The organism is Corallococcus sp. Z5C101001 (genome assembly GCF_007352635.1).
GTDB lineage: Bacteria > Myxococcota > Myxococcia > Myxococcales > Myxococcaceae > Corallococcus > Corallococcus silvisoli.
This window is the reverse complement of the sequence record NZ_VKLU01000001.1, coordinates 195,229-210,730: the sequence shown is the minus strand read 5'-3', so window position 1 is coordinate 210,730 and position 15,502 is coordinate 195,229. Positions and strand designations below refer to the sequence as shown.

The 15,502-nt window shown below is 72.1% G+C and carries 12 protein-coding genes; 3 read left to right on the top strand and 9 right to left on the bottom strand.

Annotated features, from left to right (window positions below; all coding sequences use genetic code 11):
• Positions 1 to 110 precede the first annotated feature (110 nt).
• Both FOF48_RS00865 and FOF48_RS00860 read left to right on the top strand, forming a co-directional pair.
• Positions 111 to 2,024, top strand: a complete 1,914-nt coding sequence (locus FOF48_RS00865; RefSeq protein ID WP_143897791.1) for a serine/threonine-protein kinase — start codon at positions 111 to 113, stop codon at positions 2,022 to 2,024.
• Between the two features lie 85 nt (positions 2,025 to 2,109).
• Entirely contained in the window at positions 2,110 to 5,886 is a 3,777-nt protein-coding gene (locus FOF48_RS00860) for a DUF3858 domain-containing protein (protein WP_143897789.1), read from the top strand.
• An 88-nt stretch (positions 5,887 to 5,974) separates the two neighbouring features.
• Here FOF48_RS00860 and FOF48_RS00855 read toward each other — a convergent pair whose 3' ends face one another.
• The gene (locus FOF48_RS00855; protein ID WP_143897787.1) at positions 5,975 to 7,189 is read right to left on the bottom strand and encodes an isoaspartyl peptidase/L-asparaginase family protein; all 1,215 of its coding nucleotides are present in this window, start codon (positions 7,187 to 7,189) and stop codon (positions 5,975 to 5,977) included.
• A 257-nt stretch (positions 7,190 to 7,446) separates the two neighbouring features.
• Between FOF48_RS00855 and FOF48_RS00850 the strand changes: the two genes are divergently transcribed.
• Positions 7,447 to 8,106, top strand: coding sequence for a type 1 glutamine amidotransferase domain-containing protein (locus FOF48_RS00850; RefSeq protein ID WP_143897785.1), 660 nt, complete (start codon positions 7,447 to 7,449; stop codon positions 8,104 to 8,106).
• A 1-nt stretch (position 8,107) separates the two neighbouring features.
• On the opposite strand, the gene FOF48_RS00845 is transcribed toward FOF48_RS00850, so the two are convergent.
• Genes FOF48_RS00845 through FOF48_RS00810 form a run of 8 tightly spaced genes read right to left on the bottom strand, consistent with a single transcriptional unit; the run spans position 8,108 to position 15,398 of the window.
• A complete protein-coding gene (locus FOF48_RS00845; RefSeq protein WP_143897784.1) occupies positions 8,108 to 9,097 on the bottom strand; it encodes a hypothetical protein in 990 nt (329 codons plus the stop codon).
• A 32-nt stretch (positions 9,098 to 9,129) separates the two neighbouring features.
• Positions 9,130 to 9,681 (bottom strand): putative Fe-S cluster assembly protein SufT, encoded by a 552-nt coding sequence (sufT, locus tag FOF48_RS00840; RefSeq protein WP_143897782.1) that lies wholly within the window; start codon positions 9,679 to 9,681, stop codon positions 9,130 to 9,132.
• 10 nt (positions 9,682 to 9,691) lie between these two features.
• Positions 9,692 to 10,144 (bottom strand): Fe-S cluster assembly sulfur transfer protein SufU, encoded by a 453-nt coding sequence (sufU, locus tag FOF48_RS00835; RefSeq protein WP_143897780.1) that lies wholly within the window; start codon positions 10,142 to 10,144, stop codon positions 9,692 to 9,694.
• The gene (locus tag FOF48_RS00830; protein WP_143897778.1) at positions 10,141 to 11,370 is read right to left on the bottom strand and encodes a cysteine desulfurase; all 1,230 of its coding nucleotides are present in this window, start codon (positions 11,368 to 11,370) and stop codon (positions 10,141 to 10,143) included. The genes sufU and FOF48_RS00830 overlap by 4 nt, the downstream gene beginning before the upstream one ends.
• Positions 11,367 to 12,683, bottom strand: coding sequence for a Fe-S cluster assembly protein SufD (sufD, locus tag FOF48_RS00825; RefSeq protein ID WP_143897776.1), 1,317 nt, complete (start codon positions 12,681 to 12,683; stop codon positions 11,367 to 11,369). The genes FOF48_RS00830 and sufD overlap by 4 nt, the downstream gene beginning before the upstream one ends.
• A complete protein-coding gene (sufC, locus tag FOF48_RS00820; RefSeq protein WP_143897774.1) occupies positions 12,680 to 13,465 on the bottom strand; it encodes a Fe-S cluster assembly ATPase SufC in 786 nt (261 codons plus the stop codon). Before sufC ends, sufD begins: the two co-directional genes overlap by 4 nt.
• A complete protein-coding gene (gene sufB, locus FOF48_RS00815; protein ID WP_143897772.1) occupies positions 13,465 to 14,904 on the bottom strand; it encodes a Fe-S cluster assembly protein SufB in 1,440 nt (479 codons plus the stop codon). Before sufB ends, sufC begins: the two co-directional genes overlap by 1 nt.
• Complete coding sequence (locus FOF48_RS00810) at positions 14,901 to 15,398, bottom strand: SUF system Fe-S cluster assembly regulator (protein WP_143897770.1); 498 nt, start codon at positions 15,396 to 15,398, stop codon at positions 14,901 to 14,903. The genes sufB and FOF48_RS00810 overlap by 4 nt, the downstream gene beginning before the upstream one ends.
• Positions 15,399 to 15,502 lie beyond the last annotated feature (104 nt).

Below are 15,502 nucleotides of genomic sequence, written 5' to 3'. Positions count from 1 at the left end.
GGGTCATGGCTGCCCGGCCGCCGGGCGGACGGGAGGGGCCCTCCGGGGGCGGTGGGGAGCGGTAACGCGGCGTCCCGTTTCTGCTACCCTCGCCGCCCTGCGCCCCGCCCATGTCCTCGATTGAGCCCACCGCCATCAGCCGTCCCCGGACTCCGGATCTCATCAGCGGCTACCGCCTGGAGAAGCTCGTCGGCGCGGGCGGCATGGGAGAGGTCCACAAGGCCACCCAGCTGTCGCTCGGCCGCACCGTCGCGGTGAAGCTGCTCAACCCGGAGCTGGCCAAGGACCCGTCGTTCATCGCGCGCTTCCAGAAGGAAGCCGCGGCGCTCGCGGCCCTGAGCCACCCCCACGTCGTCGCCATCGTCGACAAGGGGAAGACGGACAGCACCTACTACCTGGTGATGGAGTTCGTGGACGGCCCGTCCCTGCGCGAGCTGATGCGCAGCCCTCAGCTGGACACGCCCCTGCTGCTGCGGCGGATGCTCGAGATCTGCCGCGCCATCGAGTACGCGCACGGCCGGGGCGTCATCCACCGCGACCTGAAGCCGGAGAACATCCTGCTGGATCAGCAGGCCGGCGGCATCGCGAAGGTGTCCGACTTCGGGCTGGCGTCCTTCCTGGACGACGCGACGGTGGCGTCGCGCTACGCGCTCACGTCCACGCACGTGTCCATGGGCACCATCTCGTACATGGCGCCCGAGCAGCGCGTGGACGCGAAGAGCGCGGACGCGCGCGCGGACATCTTCTCCCTGGGCGTCATCCTCTACGAGACCTTCGCGGGCGAGGTGCCCCTGGGCACCTTCGACCCGCCGTCGCGCAAGCGCCCGGGCCTGGACCCGCGCGTGGACGCCATCGTGATGCGGTGCCTCAAGCCGGATCCCGACGACCGCTACCCCTCCGTGAGCGCGCTCATCGCGGACCTGGAGCCGCTGGTCCCCGGCAGCCTCCTGTCCATGCCGCCCCTGCGGATGACGCGCATGCAGCGCGTGAAGCACGCGGTGCGGCGCGCGGCGCGCGTGGTGGCGCAGACGGCCGCGCTGCTGGTGGTGCTGGCCGCCCTGGGCGTGCTGGGCGTGGCGTGGCACCGCAGCGGGCAGGTGCACACGCAGGTGATGCCGGGCGCGGCCATCATGGGGAAGCTGGGCGCGGACGCGCCTCGCAACGGCCCCGGGCGGCTGGAGGATGTCACCCCGGACAAGCGGCGCGTGACCATGGGCGAAGGGCCGGACTCGCCGCAGTTCCTGGTGGCCGGCCGGCGACTCTCCTTCGAGAACAAGGCCCTGGTCTTCCCGCCCCGGGACGACTGGGCCGGGTCCGAGGACGACCGCTCCCAGTCCGAGAACAAGACGAACCTGCGCGTGGGCCGCGCCCGCGTGGACGTGATGGGGCTGGTGGGCGGCGTCGCGCGGCTGAGCGCGCGCGTGCGCGCCGAAGCGCCTCCGCCCACCTGGGTGCGCCGCCTGAAGGAAGTGCTGGAGGGTCCGCCGCCGGATCCGGTGGCCGCCATCCTCCTGACGGGCCGCGAGGGCCGCTTCGTGGCGCTCGTGCACCACGGCGCGGGCGCGCCGCTGGCCCTGGAGTGGGCGCTGGGCGAGCGCCGCGGCACCATGCTGGGCCTCCCGTCCCCAGCGGGGGAGGCGCGGCTGGAGCTGTTCGTCACGGAGGACGGCGTGATGCAGGCCTTCGTGGGGCAGGGCAAGGATCAGCGCCCCATCGCGGAGCCCCTGGACCTGGGCCCGGACTGGCAGGGCCAGTTCGGCGAGCCCCCCGCGCCGGCCGTCGGCTGCATCGAGGGCACCTGCAGCTTCGAGGGGTTCACCTACACGGTGGATCGGCCCGTCCCCGTGGCGGAGGCCCCGTCCACGCCCATGGTGGTGGCCCCGCAGCAGCAGCCCGCGCGCACGGTGGCGTCCAATACGGTCCCGGCGAAGGCGGTGGTCCCCAAGAAGGTGACGCCCCCGCCGCCCCCGCCCAAGCGCCAGCCAGTCAAGGCGGCCCCCGCCAAGTCCACGAAGCGCCGCTAGGGGAACAGCCAGGGCCGTTCCCGGACACGCACCGCAAGGGGAATATGGCCTCTCCGGGGGGATTGCATTATCCCTCGGCTCCCCTATGCGCACCTTTCGTCGCGGCCTGACCGCGCTCGCCCTCGTCGCTGGCCTCACCGGCTGCCCCCGGCCGTCCTCCGTCGTCGCGCCCCACGTGCTCGAATCCGCCGCCGAGCGCGCCGGACGGGGCGACGCGGAGGCGCGCACGCTCGCGTTCGCGGGCTTCCACGCGTACCTCGTCACGGGGGACGCGAAGCTGGCGCAGGAGCGCTTCGACGCCGCCGTGAAGCAGGACCCGGGCGACCCGTACGCCCTGGAGGGGCAGGCGCTGCTCGCGCGGCGCAACGGCCAGTCGGACCGCGCGCTCGCGGCGTCGCTGGAGGTGGTGAAGCGCGCCCCGCGCCACCCGGTGGCCGCCATCGCCGCCCGCTATGTGTTGGACCGGGTGGGCACGTCGCGCGCGGAGGACGACACCATCCTGAAGGGCGTGGACGCGGGGCTCGCCGCCGGCGCCCAGGGAGAGACGGCCTACCTGTTGCGCGCCGCGCGCCTGGCGGTGGCGAGCCTGCGCGCGGACGCGGCCAGCCAGGCCCAGACGCTGAAGGACCTGGGCGGCGCGAGCGAGGCCACGCTGGTGGGCCCCTTCTCTCCCTTCCACGTGCTGTCCATCGACGAGGCGCTCGCGCCGGAGAAGGACGGGGCGTTCACGGGGCCCTTCACCGGGGCGTTCGGCCCGCTCGCGGTGCGCACGCTGCGCGCGCCGGACGGCCGGCTGGACCTGGGCGGCGAGCCCGGCCACGGGGACATGTACGCGCTGGGCATCGACGCGGAGGTGGCGCAGGCCGGCGTGTACGTGCTGCGCACGGTGAGCCAGACGTCGCACCGCGTGATGATGGACGGCGCCCCCGTGCTGGAGCGCCGCGACTGGGCCCGCACCGCGTCCACGGTGAGCGTGCGGGCGCTGGAGCTTCCCGCCGGCAAGCACCGCTTCGTGGTGAAGATGTCCCGGGACAACACCCAGGGCGGCCTCACCTTCGCGCTGCTCAAGGCGGACGGGAGCGCGGCCCAGGTGCGCCTCACCGCCGCCACCGGGCCCGCGCCGCGCTGGAGCGCATCGGCCCCTGGCGAGGCGGAGGCCCCCGCCCTGTACCCGGGCGTGGAGGACCTGGCGCAGGCGCTCCAGGGCGAGGCCGGCGAGACGCTGGCCACGTTCCTCGCGGTGCGCGACGGACTGGCGCGCGACCCGGACGGCGCGAAGCGGCTGATGTCGAAGCTGGAGGCGACGACGCCCGCGCTGCTCACCCTGCGCGCGGAGCAGGCCGCGCAGGACCGCGGCATCCCGTCCAAGGTGGCGCGCGGCCGGGCCACGCGCGACCTGGAGGCGGCGCTGGCGAAGGACCCGGGGAACGTGAGCGCGCTGCTCCTGCGCGCGAACCTCTTCCTGGATGACGGCCAGCCGGCCACCGCGCTGGACACGCTGAAGACGGCGCGCGACGCGGTGAAGCCCGCGGGCTTCCCGGTGCACCTGCTGCTGGCCCGCGCGGCGCTGGCGCTGGACGTGGACGCGCAGGCGGAGGTGGCCCTGGCGTCGGCGCTGGAGGCCCAGCCGGGGCTGTGCGAGGCGCTGGGGCTCCAGTACTCGCTGGCGCGCAGGCGCGACGCGGTGGCGCGCACCGACGACCTGGTGAAGGCCCAGGAGGGCTGCCCCGGCGCGGACGCGCGCAGGGTGGACCACCTGCGCACGCGCGGGGACCTGGAGGGCGCGGCGAAGGGCTACCAGCAGCTGCTGACCCAGGACCCGGACAACCTCACCACCGCCGCGTCGCTGTCCGCCACCTACGTGAGCCTGCGCCGCTACGACGACGCGGCGAACGTGCTCCAGTCGCTCGCCACGGTGTGGCCGCGCAACTCGGAGATCCTCAAGCGGCTGGCGGACGTGCGCGAGTACGCGGGCCAGGGCGCGGAGGCGCTCAAGCTGCGTGAACAGGCGCTCAAGCTGGACGGCAGCGACCTGTCGCTGCGCCGCGCGGTGGAGCGCGCGAAGTCGGGCAGGGAGCTGCTGGCCGCGTACGCCATCGACGGGAAGGAGGCGCTGAAGGCCTACGAGGCGGCGCCCGTCACCGGCGGCAGCTCCGCGGCGTACGTGCTGGACGCGGCGGCGGTGCAGGCGTTCCCGGACGGGTCGCTCGTCAACCGCATCCACACCATCCAGAAGGCGCTGGAGCAGTCGGGCGTGCAGGAGATCGCGGAGGTGAACCTCCCGCGCGGCGCCCAGGTGCTGGCCCTGCGCACGCTCAAGTCCGACGGCCGCGTGCTGGAGCCGGAGAACTTCGAGGGCAAGGACACCGTCAGCCTCCCCGGCGTGCAGGTGGGCGACTCCGTGGAGGTGGAGTACCTGCTGGCGGAGAACGACCGCGGCCCCGCGCAGCCGGGCTTCACCGCGTCCGCCTTCTACTTTCAGATCGCCAACCAGCCGAACGCGTGGAGCACGTACACCGTCGTCGCGCCCAAGGGCAGCGGCATGAAGGTGGACGCGCACGGCATGAAGGCGCCGCCGCCGGAGGTGAAGGGCGACGTGGAGGTGTTCCACTACGACGCGCGCCGCGTGCCGCCGTTCATCCCGGAGCCGGACGCGCCGCCGTCCGGCAATGAGTACCTGCCCTTCGTGATGGTGGGCGCGGGAGAGACGGGCAACGACGGGCTGGCGCGCGTGTACGGCGACGCGTTCCAGGACCGGTGGCTGCTCACCTCGGAGGTGGAGGACTTCGCGCGACAGGCCACGCAGGGCAAGAAGGGCCTGGAGGCGGTGAAGGCGCTGCACGCCGCGGTGATGAAGCGCTTCTCCGGGCGGGACGCGAGCCTGGCGCAGTCCGCCGCCTCCACCGTGGCGCAGGACCGGGGCAGCCGGCTCACCGTGATGAAGGCGGGCCTGGAGTCCCTGGGCATCCCGTCGCGCATCGCCGCGGTGCGCACCTTCAACACCGACCCCGCGACGTACCTCTTCCCCGCGGACGCGCTGCTGCCCTACGCGGCGCTGCGCGTGGAGGTGCCGGGGGAGCAGCCGGTGTGGCTGGACACGTCCGTGCGCTTCGGCCCCTTCGGCGAGCTGCCCGAGGCGGCCATGGGCGAGCGCGAGGCGTACCTGCTGCCGGAGCCCGGCAAGGCGCTGCAGAAGGTGAAGACGCCGCCGCTCAAGCCGCGCGCGGGCAAGGACGTGAAGCTCACCCTGGAGCTCACCGCCGAGGGCAAGCTCAGCGGCCAGGGCGAGGAGACCTACTCCGGCTTCGAGGCCGCGCAGATCGCCGACGCCTTCGAGCAGCTCTCCGCGGAGAGCCGCAACCAGGCGCTCCAGGGCGCGGTGGCGCGCTACTTCGGCGGCGCGGAGCTCAGCTCCGTGAAGCTGGAGCACCTGGAGGAGGTCGGCGCGCCCTTCGTGCTGCGCTACGCGTTCACCGTGCCGCGCTTCGGGCGAGTGGAGGGCGACAGCCGCATGGCGCTGGGCCCCCTCACCTTCCCCGCGCTCCTGGGCCGGCGCTACGTGCAGCTGTCCACCCGCACCACGCCGCTCTACATCGACGACACGGAGTCCACCCGCACGCAGGTCGCCCTCACGCTGCCCCAGGGCTGGAAGCTCAGCGACCCGCAGGCCAGCCTGAAGGTGGACAGCGAGTTCGGCCGCTTCACCCGCGCGGAGAAGCAGGACGGCCGCACGCTCTCCATCGCGGAGTCCATCCTGCTGCCCCGCGCCCGCATCACCCCGGCGGAGTACGAGAAGTTCTCCGGCTTCGCGGGTGACGTGGACCTGCTCCAGGTGCGCGAGCTGTTCCTCGTGAAGCAGTAGCCCCGGCGCGGGCCCTGGCCGGTGCGGTCCCCCCGCGCCGGCCAGGAGCCTGCTCACCCGAGACGTCCGGGACGGCCGGTGCCCGGGCTCACGGCTGCTGGAAGATGGCGATGCTGGGCGTGCCGTCCTCGCCGATGTAGCCGCGATACATGCCGCTGGAGTTGAAGGGCATGGCCACGTGGCCCTGGCGGTCCATGGCGATGACGCCGCCCTCGCCGCCGGCCTTCACCAGCACGTCGTGGACGACGAAGTTGGCGGCCTCCAGCAGCGGCAGGTCCTGGTACTCGACGCGGGCGCAGATGTCGCGCGCCACCGTGTAGCGGATGAAGAACTCGCCGTGCCCCGTGGCGGACACCGCGCAGCGCTCATCCGCGTAGGTGCCCGCGCCGATGATGGGCGAGTCCCCCACCCGGCCGAAGCGCTTGTTGGTCATGCCACCCGTGGACGTGCCCGCCGCGAGGTTCCCCTCCTGGTCCAGGGCCACCGCGCCCACCGTGCCGAACTTGTGGTCGCCGGTGATGGGGTCCATGCCGGGCGTCAGCGCCGCGCCCGGGCGCGGCTCGGCGGGAGGCACCTGCCCTGGCGCCGCTGGAGGTTGAGCGGGCGTCTCCTGCCGAGGCTCCGACGACGGCGCGGAGGGAGGCGGCTGGGGCGCGGAGGGGCCCTGCTTCGCGCGCTCCTGCTCCAGCGCCCGCTGGAGCCCCTGCCAGCGCTCCTCCGTGTAGAAGTACTTCGCGTCCACCAGCGGCACGCCCTGCGACTGGGCGAACGCCTCCGCGCCGTCGCCCACCATCATCACGTGCGGCGACTTCTCCATCACCAGACGCGCCAGGTCGATGGGGTTCTGGATGTGGTGCACACCGGCCACCGCGCCCGCCATCCGCGTCTTGCCGTCCATCACCGCGGCGTCCAGCTCGTTGACGCCCTCGTGGTTGAACACCGCGCCCTTGCCCGCGTTGAAGTACGGCGAGTCCTCCAACACGCGGATGGCGGCCGTCACCGCGTCCAGGCTGCGGCCTCCCTTCGCCAGCACGGCGTGGCCCGCCTGGAGCGCCTCCGTGAGCGCCGCGCGCACCGCCGCTTCGCGCTCCGGCGTCAGGTTTTCACGCGAAATCACCCCCGCGCCGCCGTGGATGACCAGCCCCCACTTCGGCTTCACGCGCGGCGGCGCATCCGTGCGCAGGGCCGCCTCGTCGCGCGCGGCGCCCACCTGCGATGACGTGGCACAGCCCAGCGGGGCCAGCAGCAGCGCGGTGCCCGCGAGCAGGCTCCGGTGCAGCCAGGAAGAAAACGAGGGGGACATGCCGTGCGCCTCCAGAAGGGGACCGCGCTCCGGTGGCGACACACCGCCGGAAGGACGGGTGCCTCCGTCGTAGAGCCGTTCACCCGAGCCCGTCCAGGCCTGACTCATGCCGCGTCGCACCAGCCAGGAGCGCTCCATCCCGCCGGCACCCCGAGCCCCTGCTCGCCCGTCTGCCCTCGGCTTCCCCTGCCGGCGGGGCATGGACACCCTGCACGATTGGGTTGTCGGGAACCTACGGACACGGGGAGGGTGAAGTGATGAGGAAGCTGAAGGGGATGCGGGTGGCCGTGCTGGCGGCGGACGGCTTCGAGCAGGTGGAGCTGACGCGGCCGGTGAAGCGCCTGGAGCACGAGGGCGCGCGCGTCACCATCGTCTCCCTCCACAAGGGCCGCATCCGGGGCATGAACCTGCTGGTGCCCGGCCGCAAGGTGCGCGTGGACGCCACGCTGCGTGACGTGAAGGCCGCGGACTTCGACGCGCTGCTGCTGCCCGGCGGCTTCATGAACCCGGACTTCCTCCGGCAGAGCGCCCTGGCGCTGGACTTCGTGAAGGACGCGGACCTGCTGGACATGCCCATCGCGGTCATCTGCCACGGGCCCTGGCTCCTCGCGTCGGCGGGCCTGCTGGAGGGCCGCCACGTGACGTCGTGGCCCGGCATCCGCAACGACATGGAGAACGCGGGCGCGCACTGGACGGACGAGCCCGTGGTGCGCGACGGCAACTGGGTGTCCAGCCGGGGACCGCACGACCTGCTCGCGTTCGAACACGCGCTGGTGGAGCTGTTCGCCGAGCGCATGTCACCCGCCATCACCCACCGGGAGACGGCGGCGCCAGGCTGGCCCCGATGGGTCGCGGGTGGACTGGCCGCCGCGGCCACGCTGGGGCTGGTGGCGCGGGGCCGCAAGGCCCTGGCCTGAGTCAGGGCACCTGGAGCTCCCGGATGCTGTCATCCGAGCAGCGGTAGCCCACGCGCCCCTGGCAGGCGTCCACGACGATGGGGGTGCAGGCCGTGTCCGCCGCGCGATTGGCACTACAGGCCGAGATGGACGTCCGAAGCCACAACGCCGCCTCCACGTCCCAACGGGCCGTGCCCCGCGCGAGGGACTCCTGGCCCACCTTCGCCATACAGGCCCGATGACGCAGACAGCGGGGGGCATCCGAATAGACGCAGGCGGGCTCCGCATCCATCGCATCCCCCGCGGGCATGCACCGGCGGATCCGCTCGGCGAGGAGCTTCCCGGCCTCGGTGGCGTACTTCTCGCTGGTGGTGGCCGCGGTGAACAGGACCTCGTCGCGACAGTCGCTCTCCCCCGTGCGCCCCTGCTCGATACACTCGGCGCTGCCCTTGCAGCAGCGCTGGAGGCTCTCACGGGCTGCCGGGTGCCTCCACATGCCCAAGTCCCAACCGCTGCCTGGCGGGCCGTCCAACATGCACGGCAGCGAGCCCCACGAGCCCGACCACCGCGTCACGATGACGGGGCCCGTGACCGAGGGGATGCGCTCGTCACCCAGGTCCTCCAGGAAGCCCTCGGACAGCGCCTGCTCGCTCCGCGCGAACATCACCCCCTGCGCTTGCGTGCCACTGCCGTCGTTGGCCTCGACCTTCGCCAGCTCCTGACGGGCCCAGAGGGGCGTGGGGCACGCGAGGACCCCGGGGCCCTGCAAGGCGAGGGGCCGCGTCGCCGGGTCTGGCGTCTCGACGTTGCTCGACCGGTACAGGTCGAGGTCCGGCAGGGACACGCGCACGCCCAGCTTCCACAGCGAGGCATAGGCCCGCTTGCGCGCCTTCTCATCCCCCACCTTCACGGCCTTCAGCGCCGCATCCACCGCCGCCTGCTGCTTCGGCTCCTCGGGCTTCGCTTCCGGCGCCGCCGCGAGCAGCAGCGCCACTCCCAACGCGATCATCATGGGCGGGACCGTAGAGCACCCGCCCGGCGATTTCACATCCAGCCGAGCTGGAGCCGGGCCACGTCCGACATGCGGCCCTGGTCCCACTGCGGCTCCCAGACGAGCTCCACGTGGGCCTCCTTCACGCCGGGCACCGCGGACACCTTGGAGCGAACGTCCTCCACCAGCACCTGCCCCATGCCACAGCCGGGCGCCGTGAGCGTCATCTCGATGTCCACGCGCTGCCCGCCTTCTTCCAACGGCGTGGCCTTGCACGTGTACACCAGCCCCAGCTCCACGATGTTCACCGGGATCTCCGGGTCATACACCGTGCGCAGCTGCTCCCAGACCTGCTCCTCGTGGAACTCCCCGAGCGGGGCGTCCGGGGCGGGGGCCTTCGCCTTCGCGGCGTAGTCCTCGCCCAGCACGTCCGCGTTCTTCTCGTCGATGCGGAACAGCTGGCCGTACGGGTCCTGCACCGTGACGTTGCCGCCCAGCGTCTGCACCACCGTCAACTCCGAGCCCGCCGGCAGCAACACCTTGTCCCCGCTGGGGATGAGCATCGCGTCCACGTCGCGCTCGATGACCGTCATCGCGCCTCGCATGTCCCCTCCCCTACTCCGTCGACACCGACGTGGAGCGGCCATCCAGCGCCGCGTGCAGCGTGTGCCACGCCAGGCTCGCGCACTTCACCCGCGCCGGGAATTCGCTCACGCCCGACAGCACGGCGAGCTTGCCCAGCGACTCCGGATCCACCTTGTCCGGCCCCTCCGTCACCAGCGTGTGCACGCGCTCGAAGAGGGCCTCGGCCTCCTCGCGCGTCTTGTCCTTCACGGCCCCCGTCATCAGCGACGCGGACGCCTTGGAGATGGCGCACCCCTGGCCCTGGAAGCCGATGTCGCGGATGACGCCGTCCTCCAGCTTGAGCGTGACGGAGAGCTGGTCGCCGCACAGCGGGTTGTAGCCCTCCGCCGCGCAGGTGGCGCCCTCCACCACCCGGAAGTTGCGCGGGCGCTTGGAGTGCTCCAGCACCACCTCCTGGTACAGGTCCTTGAGGTCCGAGCTCACGCGAACACCTCCTTCACCTTGTGCAGGCCCTTCACCAGCGCGTCCACGTCCTCCGGCGTGTTGTAGAGCGCCAGCGACGCGCGCGCGGTGGCCGCCACCCCGAAGCGCTGCATCAGCGGCTGGGCGCAGTGGTGCCCGGTGCGGATGCAGATGCCCTCCTGGTCCAGGATGGTGCCCACGTCATGCGGGTGCACGTCCTCCAGGGTGAAGGACAGCACGCCCGTCTTGTGGGGCGCCGTGCCCACCAGCTTCAGGCCCGGCACCGACTCCAGCGCCTGCGTCGCGTAGGCCAGCAGCCACTGGTCGTGCTGGGAGACGGCCTCCATCCCCACGGCCTCCAGGTAGCGGATGGCCGCGGCCAGCCCCACCGCGCCCGCCATGTCCGGCGTGCCCGCCTCGAAGCGGTGCGGCACGCGGTTGTAGACGGTCTTCTCCATCGTCACGGAGAGGATCATGTCCCCGCCGCCCTGGTACGGCGGCAGCGACTCCAGCATGGCCAGCTTCCCGTACAGCACGCCGATGCCCGTGGGCCCGAAGAGCTTGTGTCCGCTGAAGGCGAAGAAGTCACAGTCCAGGTCCTGCACGTCCACCGGGAAGTGCGTCACCGACTGCGCCCCGTCCACCAGCACCGGGATGTTCTTCGCGTGCGCCTTCGCCACCAGCGCCTTGATGGGGTTCACGGAGCCCAGCGCGTTGGACACGTGCGTGATGGCCAGCAGGCGCGTGCGCTCGGTGAGCAGCGCATCCACCGCGTCCATCCGCAGCTCGCCGCGCTCGTCCACCGGAATCACGCGCAGCTTCGCGCCCGCCGCGTCGCACACCATCTGCCAGGGCACGATGTTGGAGTGGTGCTCCATCGCGGAGATGAGCACCTCGTCGCCCGGGCCCACGTGCTTGCGGCCGTAGGTGGCGGCCACCAGGTTGATGGCCTCCGTGGTGCCGCGCACGAAGATGACCTCCCGCACGTCCTTCGCGTGGATGAAGCGGCGCACCGTCTCGCGCGCGTCCTCGAAGGCCTGCGTGGCGCGCTCGGAGAGGATGTGCACGCCCCGGTGCACGTTGGCGTTGTCGTGCGTGTAGTAGCGCATCAGCGCGTCCAGCACCGCCTGCGGCTTCTGGCCGGTGGCGGCGCTGTCCAGGTACACCAGCGGCCGTCCCCGCACCTCCTGTCGCAGGAGGGGGAAGTCCGCGCGCACGCGCGCGAGGTCGAATCCAGGGCCGCTCATCCCTTCACCTCCGTCCGGGCCAGGCCCGGCAGCTTCCACGCCAACAGCTCCTCCACCCGCGCGCGCACCGGGCCTTCCGGCACCGCGCCCACCAGCTCGCTCGCGAACGCCTGCGTCAGCATCCGCTCCGCGTCCACGCGGGAGATGCCGCGCGAGCGCAGATAGAAGAGCGCGGTGTCATCCAGCCGGCCCACCGCCGTGCCGTGGGCGCACTTCACGTCATCCGCGAAGATCTCCAGCTGCGGCCGGGCGTCCACCTGCGCGCCCTCCGACAGGAGGAGGTTGCGGCTGGTCTGGCTCGCGTCCGTCTTCTGCGCGTCCTCGCGCACGCGGATCTTCCCGTGGAAGGTGCCGCGCGCGCGGTCGTCCAGCACGCCCTTGTAGAGCTCCCGGCTGGTGCAGTGGGGCACCGCGTGGTCCAGGTCCGTCCGGTTGTCCAGGTGCTGCGTGCCCCGGCCCACGAACAGGCCGTTGAGCACGCACTCGCCGCCCTCGCCCGCGAACGCCGCGTGCACTTCATTGCGCGCCAGCGCCCCGCCGAACGAGAACGCGTGCGACTGGAAGCGGCTGTCGCGCCCCTGCCGCGAATACAGCCCGCCCAGGTGCACCGCGCTGTCACCCTCCGCCTGGAGCTTGAAGTGGCGCAGGCTGGCGTTGTCGCCCAGCGACACCTCCGTCACCGCGTTGGTGAAGGTCGCGCCCGCGCCCAGGCTGGCGTACGTCTCCACCAGCGTGGCCTCGCTGCCCTCGCCCGCCACCACGACGACGCGGGGGCTGGCCAGCACCGGCCCGTCGCCGCCGCGCGCGAGGAACAGCAGCTGCACCGGGACCTCGGAGAGCGCCCGGGGCGCGAGCGTCAGCAACGCGCCCTCCTCCAGCAGGGCGGCGTTGAGCGACGTGAAGGCGTGCGCCGCCGCCCGAGCGCGCTGCCCCAGCGTCTCCTCCAGGAGCGCGCCGTCCTCGCGCAGCGCCTGCGACAGCGGCTTGAGCACCACGCCGCGCGGCAGGCCCGCGAGCACCGACAGCGCCGGCACGAAGCGCCCGTCCACGAAGACGAGCCGGGGGCCGGGCAGCGCGAGCCGCGCCACCGCCTGGGCCACGTCGTCGCCCGCGGACACGTCCCGCGCGGGCTGGAAGGGATGCGCCGACAGCGTGGAGACGGGCGTGTACTTCCACTCCTCGTCCTTGGAGGTGGGCAGGCCCCGCGCCTGGAACTGGCCCAGGCCCTCCGCGCGCAGCGACCGCAGCCACGCCGGCACCTCGCCGCCCGCCTGGAAGGCCCGCGCCACGTCCACGTAATGGGACAGGCTCACGGCCGCGCCTCCTTCGCCTTGCCGGCCGCGCCGCCCTCCGCGCCAATCCAGCCGTAGCCCTTCTCCTCCAGCTCCAGCGCCAGCTCGCGCCCGCCCGAGCGCACGATGCGGCCCGCCGCCATCACGTGCACGTGGTCCGGCACGATGTAGTCCAACAGCCGCTGGTAGTGCGTGATGACCACCATCGCGCGGTCCTTCGCGCGCAGCGCGTTCACCCCGCCCGCGACGATGCGCAGGGCGTCGATGTCCAGGCCCGAGTCCGTCTCGTCCAGCAGCGCCAGCCGGGGCTGGAGCACCGCCATCTGGAAGATCTCGTTCCGCTTCTTCTCCCCTCCGGAGAAGCCCTCGTTCACCGAGCGGTTCATGAACGCCGCGTCCAGCTCCACGAGCTTCGCCTTCTCCCGGGCGAGCTGGAGGAAGTCCATCGCGTCCAGCTCCTCCTCGCCCTTCGCGCGGCGCTGCGCGTTGAGCGCCGTGCGCAGGAAGTGCAGGTTGCCCACGCCGGGGATCTCCACCGGGTACTGGAACCCCAGGAACACGCCCGCCTTCGCGCGGTCCTCCGGAGGCGTGCCCAACAAGTCGCGGCCGTCGAAGCGCACCGTGCCCTTCGTCACCTCGTACGTCTCGCGCCCCGCGAGCACGCCCGCGAGCGTGCTCTTGCCGGAGCCGTTGGGGCCCATGATGGCGTGCACCTCGCCGGCGCCGACCTCCAGGTTTATGCCCTTGAGGATCTCCTTGCCGCCCACGCGGGCGTGCAGGTCCTGAATGCTGAGCAGCGACATCACCCCACGCTCCCTTCCAGACTCACGCCCAGCAGCTTCTGCGCCTCTACCGCGAACTCCATGGGCAGCTCCTTGAAGACCTGCCGGCAGAAGCCATTCACGATCATCGACACCGCGTCCTCCTGCGAGATGCCGCGCTGCCGGCAGTAGAAGAGCTGGTCCTCGCCAATCTTCGACGTGGAGGCCTCGTGCTCCACCTGCCCGGTCGCGTTCTTCACCTCGATGTACGGCAGCGTGTGGGCGCCGCACTCGTCGCCCAGCAGCAGCGAATCGCATTGCGTGTAGTTGCGTGCGTTCGCCGCGCTCTTGAGCATCTTCACCTGCCCCCGGTACGTGTTCTGCCCGCGGCCGGCGGAGATGCCCTTGGACACGATGGTGGAGCGGGTGTTCTTCCCGATGTGCACCATCTTCGTGCCCGTGTCCGCCTGCTGCCGGTGGTTGGTGAGCGCCACCGAGTAGAACTCGCCCACCGCGTCATCCCCCTTGAGGATGACGCTGGGGTACTTCCAGGTGATGGCGGAGCCCGTCTCCACCTGGGTCCACGAAATCTTGGAGCCCTGGTGCGCGATGCCGCGCTTGGTGACGAAGTTGTAGATGCCGCCCCGGCCCTCCGCGTCGCCCGGGTACCAGTTCTGCACCGTGCTGTACTTGATGGACGCGCCGTCCAGCGCGACCAGCTCCACCACCGCCGCGTGCAGCTGGTTGGTGTCGCGCATGGGCGCGGTGCAGCCCTCCAGGTAGCTCACGGAGGCGCCCTCGTCCGCGACGAGCAGCGTGCGCTCGAACTGGCCCGTGTCCGCCGCGTTGATGCGGAAGTACGTGGACAGCTCCATGGGGCACTTCACGCCCTTGGGCACGTAGCAGAAGGAGCCGTCGCTGAAGACCGCGGAGTTGAGCGCGGCGAAGAAGTTGTCGGAGAAGGGCACCACCGTGCCCAGGTAGCGCTCCACCAGCTCCGGGTGCTCGCGCACCGCTTCGGAGAAGGAGCAGAAGATGACGCCCGCCTTGTAGAGCTTCTCCCGGAACGTGGTGGCCACCGACACGGAGTCGAACACCGCGTCCACCGCCACGTTCTGCAGCCGCTTCTGCTCCTCCAGCGGGATGCCCAGCTTCTCGTAGGTGCGGAGGATCTCCGGATCCACCTCCGACAGGCTGTCCTTCTTCGGCTTCTGCTTCGGCGCCGAGTAGTAGCGGATGGCCTGGTAGTCGATGGAGTGGTACTTCACCGCCTGCCAGGTGGGCTCCTTCAGCGTGAGCCAGTGCCGGTACGCCTTCAGGCGCCACGCCAGCATGAACGCGGGCTCGTTCTTCTTCGCCGACAGGACGCGGATGACGTCCTCGTCCAGGCCGGGCGGCAGCGTGTCCGCCTCCACGTCGGTGACGAAGCCCGCCTGGTAGCCCTTGCGCGCCAGCTCCTGGATGGTTTCGGTGCTGCTCATGAACGGACTCCCGTGACGGAAGGAGGAAGGCCCGCGGACGCCGGCAGGCCCAGGCCCACCAGCCGCTCCGGCATGCGGGGCACCGGCGCGCGCAGGTCCGCGAGCGTCAGCCGCCCCAGCGCTTCCTGGATGGCTTGATTGATGAGGCGCCAGTGGCCGCGCACCTGACAGACGGACTCCAGCTCACAGGGCGCCCCGGGCGACCCCTGGTGCTGGCCGCACTCCGTGAGGGACACCGGCCCCTCCAGCGCCGTCACCAGCTCCGCCAGCGAGATGGCCTCCGCCGGCCGCGCCAGCCCATAGCCGCCGCTGGCCCCGCGGTGCGACACCACCAGCCCCGCCTGCAGCAGGCCCTTCAGGACCTTGCTCGCGGACGGAAGCGAGACACGCGTGCGCGCCGCCAGCTCTCGCGTGGTGCGGGTTTCCCCGTCCGCGCGCGCCAGCTCGGCCATCAGCACGATGCCGTAGTCGGTCATCTTGCTCATCCGGAGCATGAGTGGGGTGACTCCTGTGGCTGTCGGGGGCCCGATGCCCGCGACGGCCTCTTATGTAATGTGGACCACCGCAGTCCACATTCAAATCCGGACCGCTCCCTTGC

What these genes read in the sequence shown, in the direction of transcription:
- FOF48_RS00845 (WP_143897784.1), bottom strand. Translation starts at nt 9,097, where the DNA reads ATGATGATCGCGTTGGGAGTGGCGCTGCTGCTCGCGGCGGCGCCGGAA.
- sufB (WP_143897772.1), bottom strand. Translation starts at nt 14,904, where the DNA reads ATGAGCAGCACCGAAACCATCCAGGAGCTGGCGCGCAAGGGCTACCAG.
- FOF48_RS00810 (WP_143897770.1), bottom strand. Translation starts at nt 15,398, where the DNA reads ATGCTCCGGATGAGCAAGATGACCGACTACGGCATCGTGCTGATGGCC.
- FOF48_RS00865 (WP_143897791.1), top strand. Translation starts at nt 111, where the DNA reads ATGTCCTCGATTGAGCCCACCGCCATCAGCCGTCCCCGGACTCCGGAT.
- FOF48_RS00860 (WP_143897789.1), top strand. Translation starts at nt 2,110, where the DNA reads ATGCGCACCTTTCGTCGCGGCCTGACCGCGCTCGCCCTCGTCGCTGGC.
- FOF48_RS00855 (WP_143897787.1), bottom strand. Translation starts at nt 7,189, where the DNA reads ATGTCCCCCTCGTTTTCTTCCTGGCTGCACCGGAGCCTGCTCGCGGGC.
- FOF48_RS00850 (WP_143897785.1), top strand. Translation starts at nt 7,447, where the DNA reads ATGAGGAAGCTGAAGGGGATGCGGGTGGCCGTGCTGGCGGCGGACGGC.
- FOF48_RS00830 (WP_143897778.1), bottom strand. Translation starts at nt 11,370, where the DNA reads ATGAGCGGCCCTGGATTCGACCTCGCGCGCGTGCGCGCGGACTTCCCC.
- sufT (WP_143897782.1), bottom strand. Translation starts at nt 9,681, where the DNA reads ATGCGAGGCGCGATGACGGTCATCGAGCGCGACGTGGACGCGATGCTC.
- sufC (WP_143897774.1), bottom strand. Translation starts at nt 13,465, where the DNA reads ATGTCGCTGCTCAGCATTCAGGACCTGCACGCCCGCGTGGGCGGCAAG.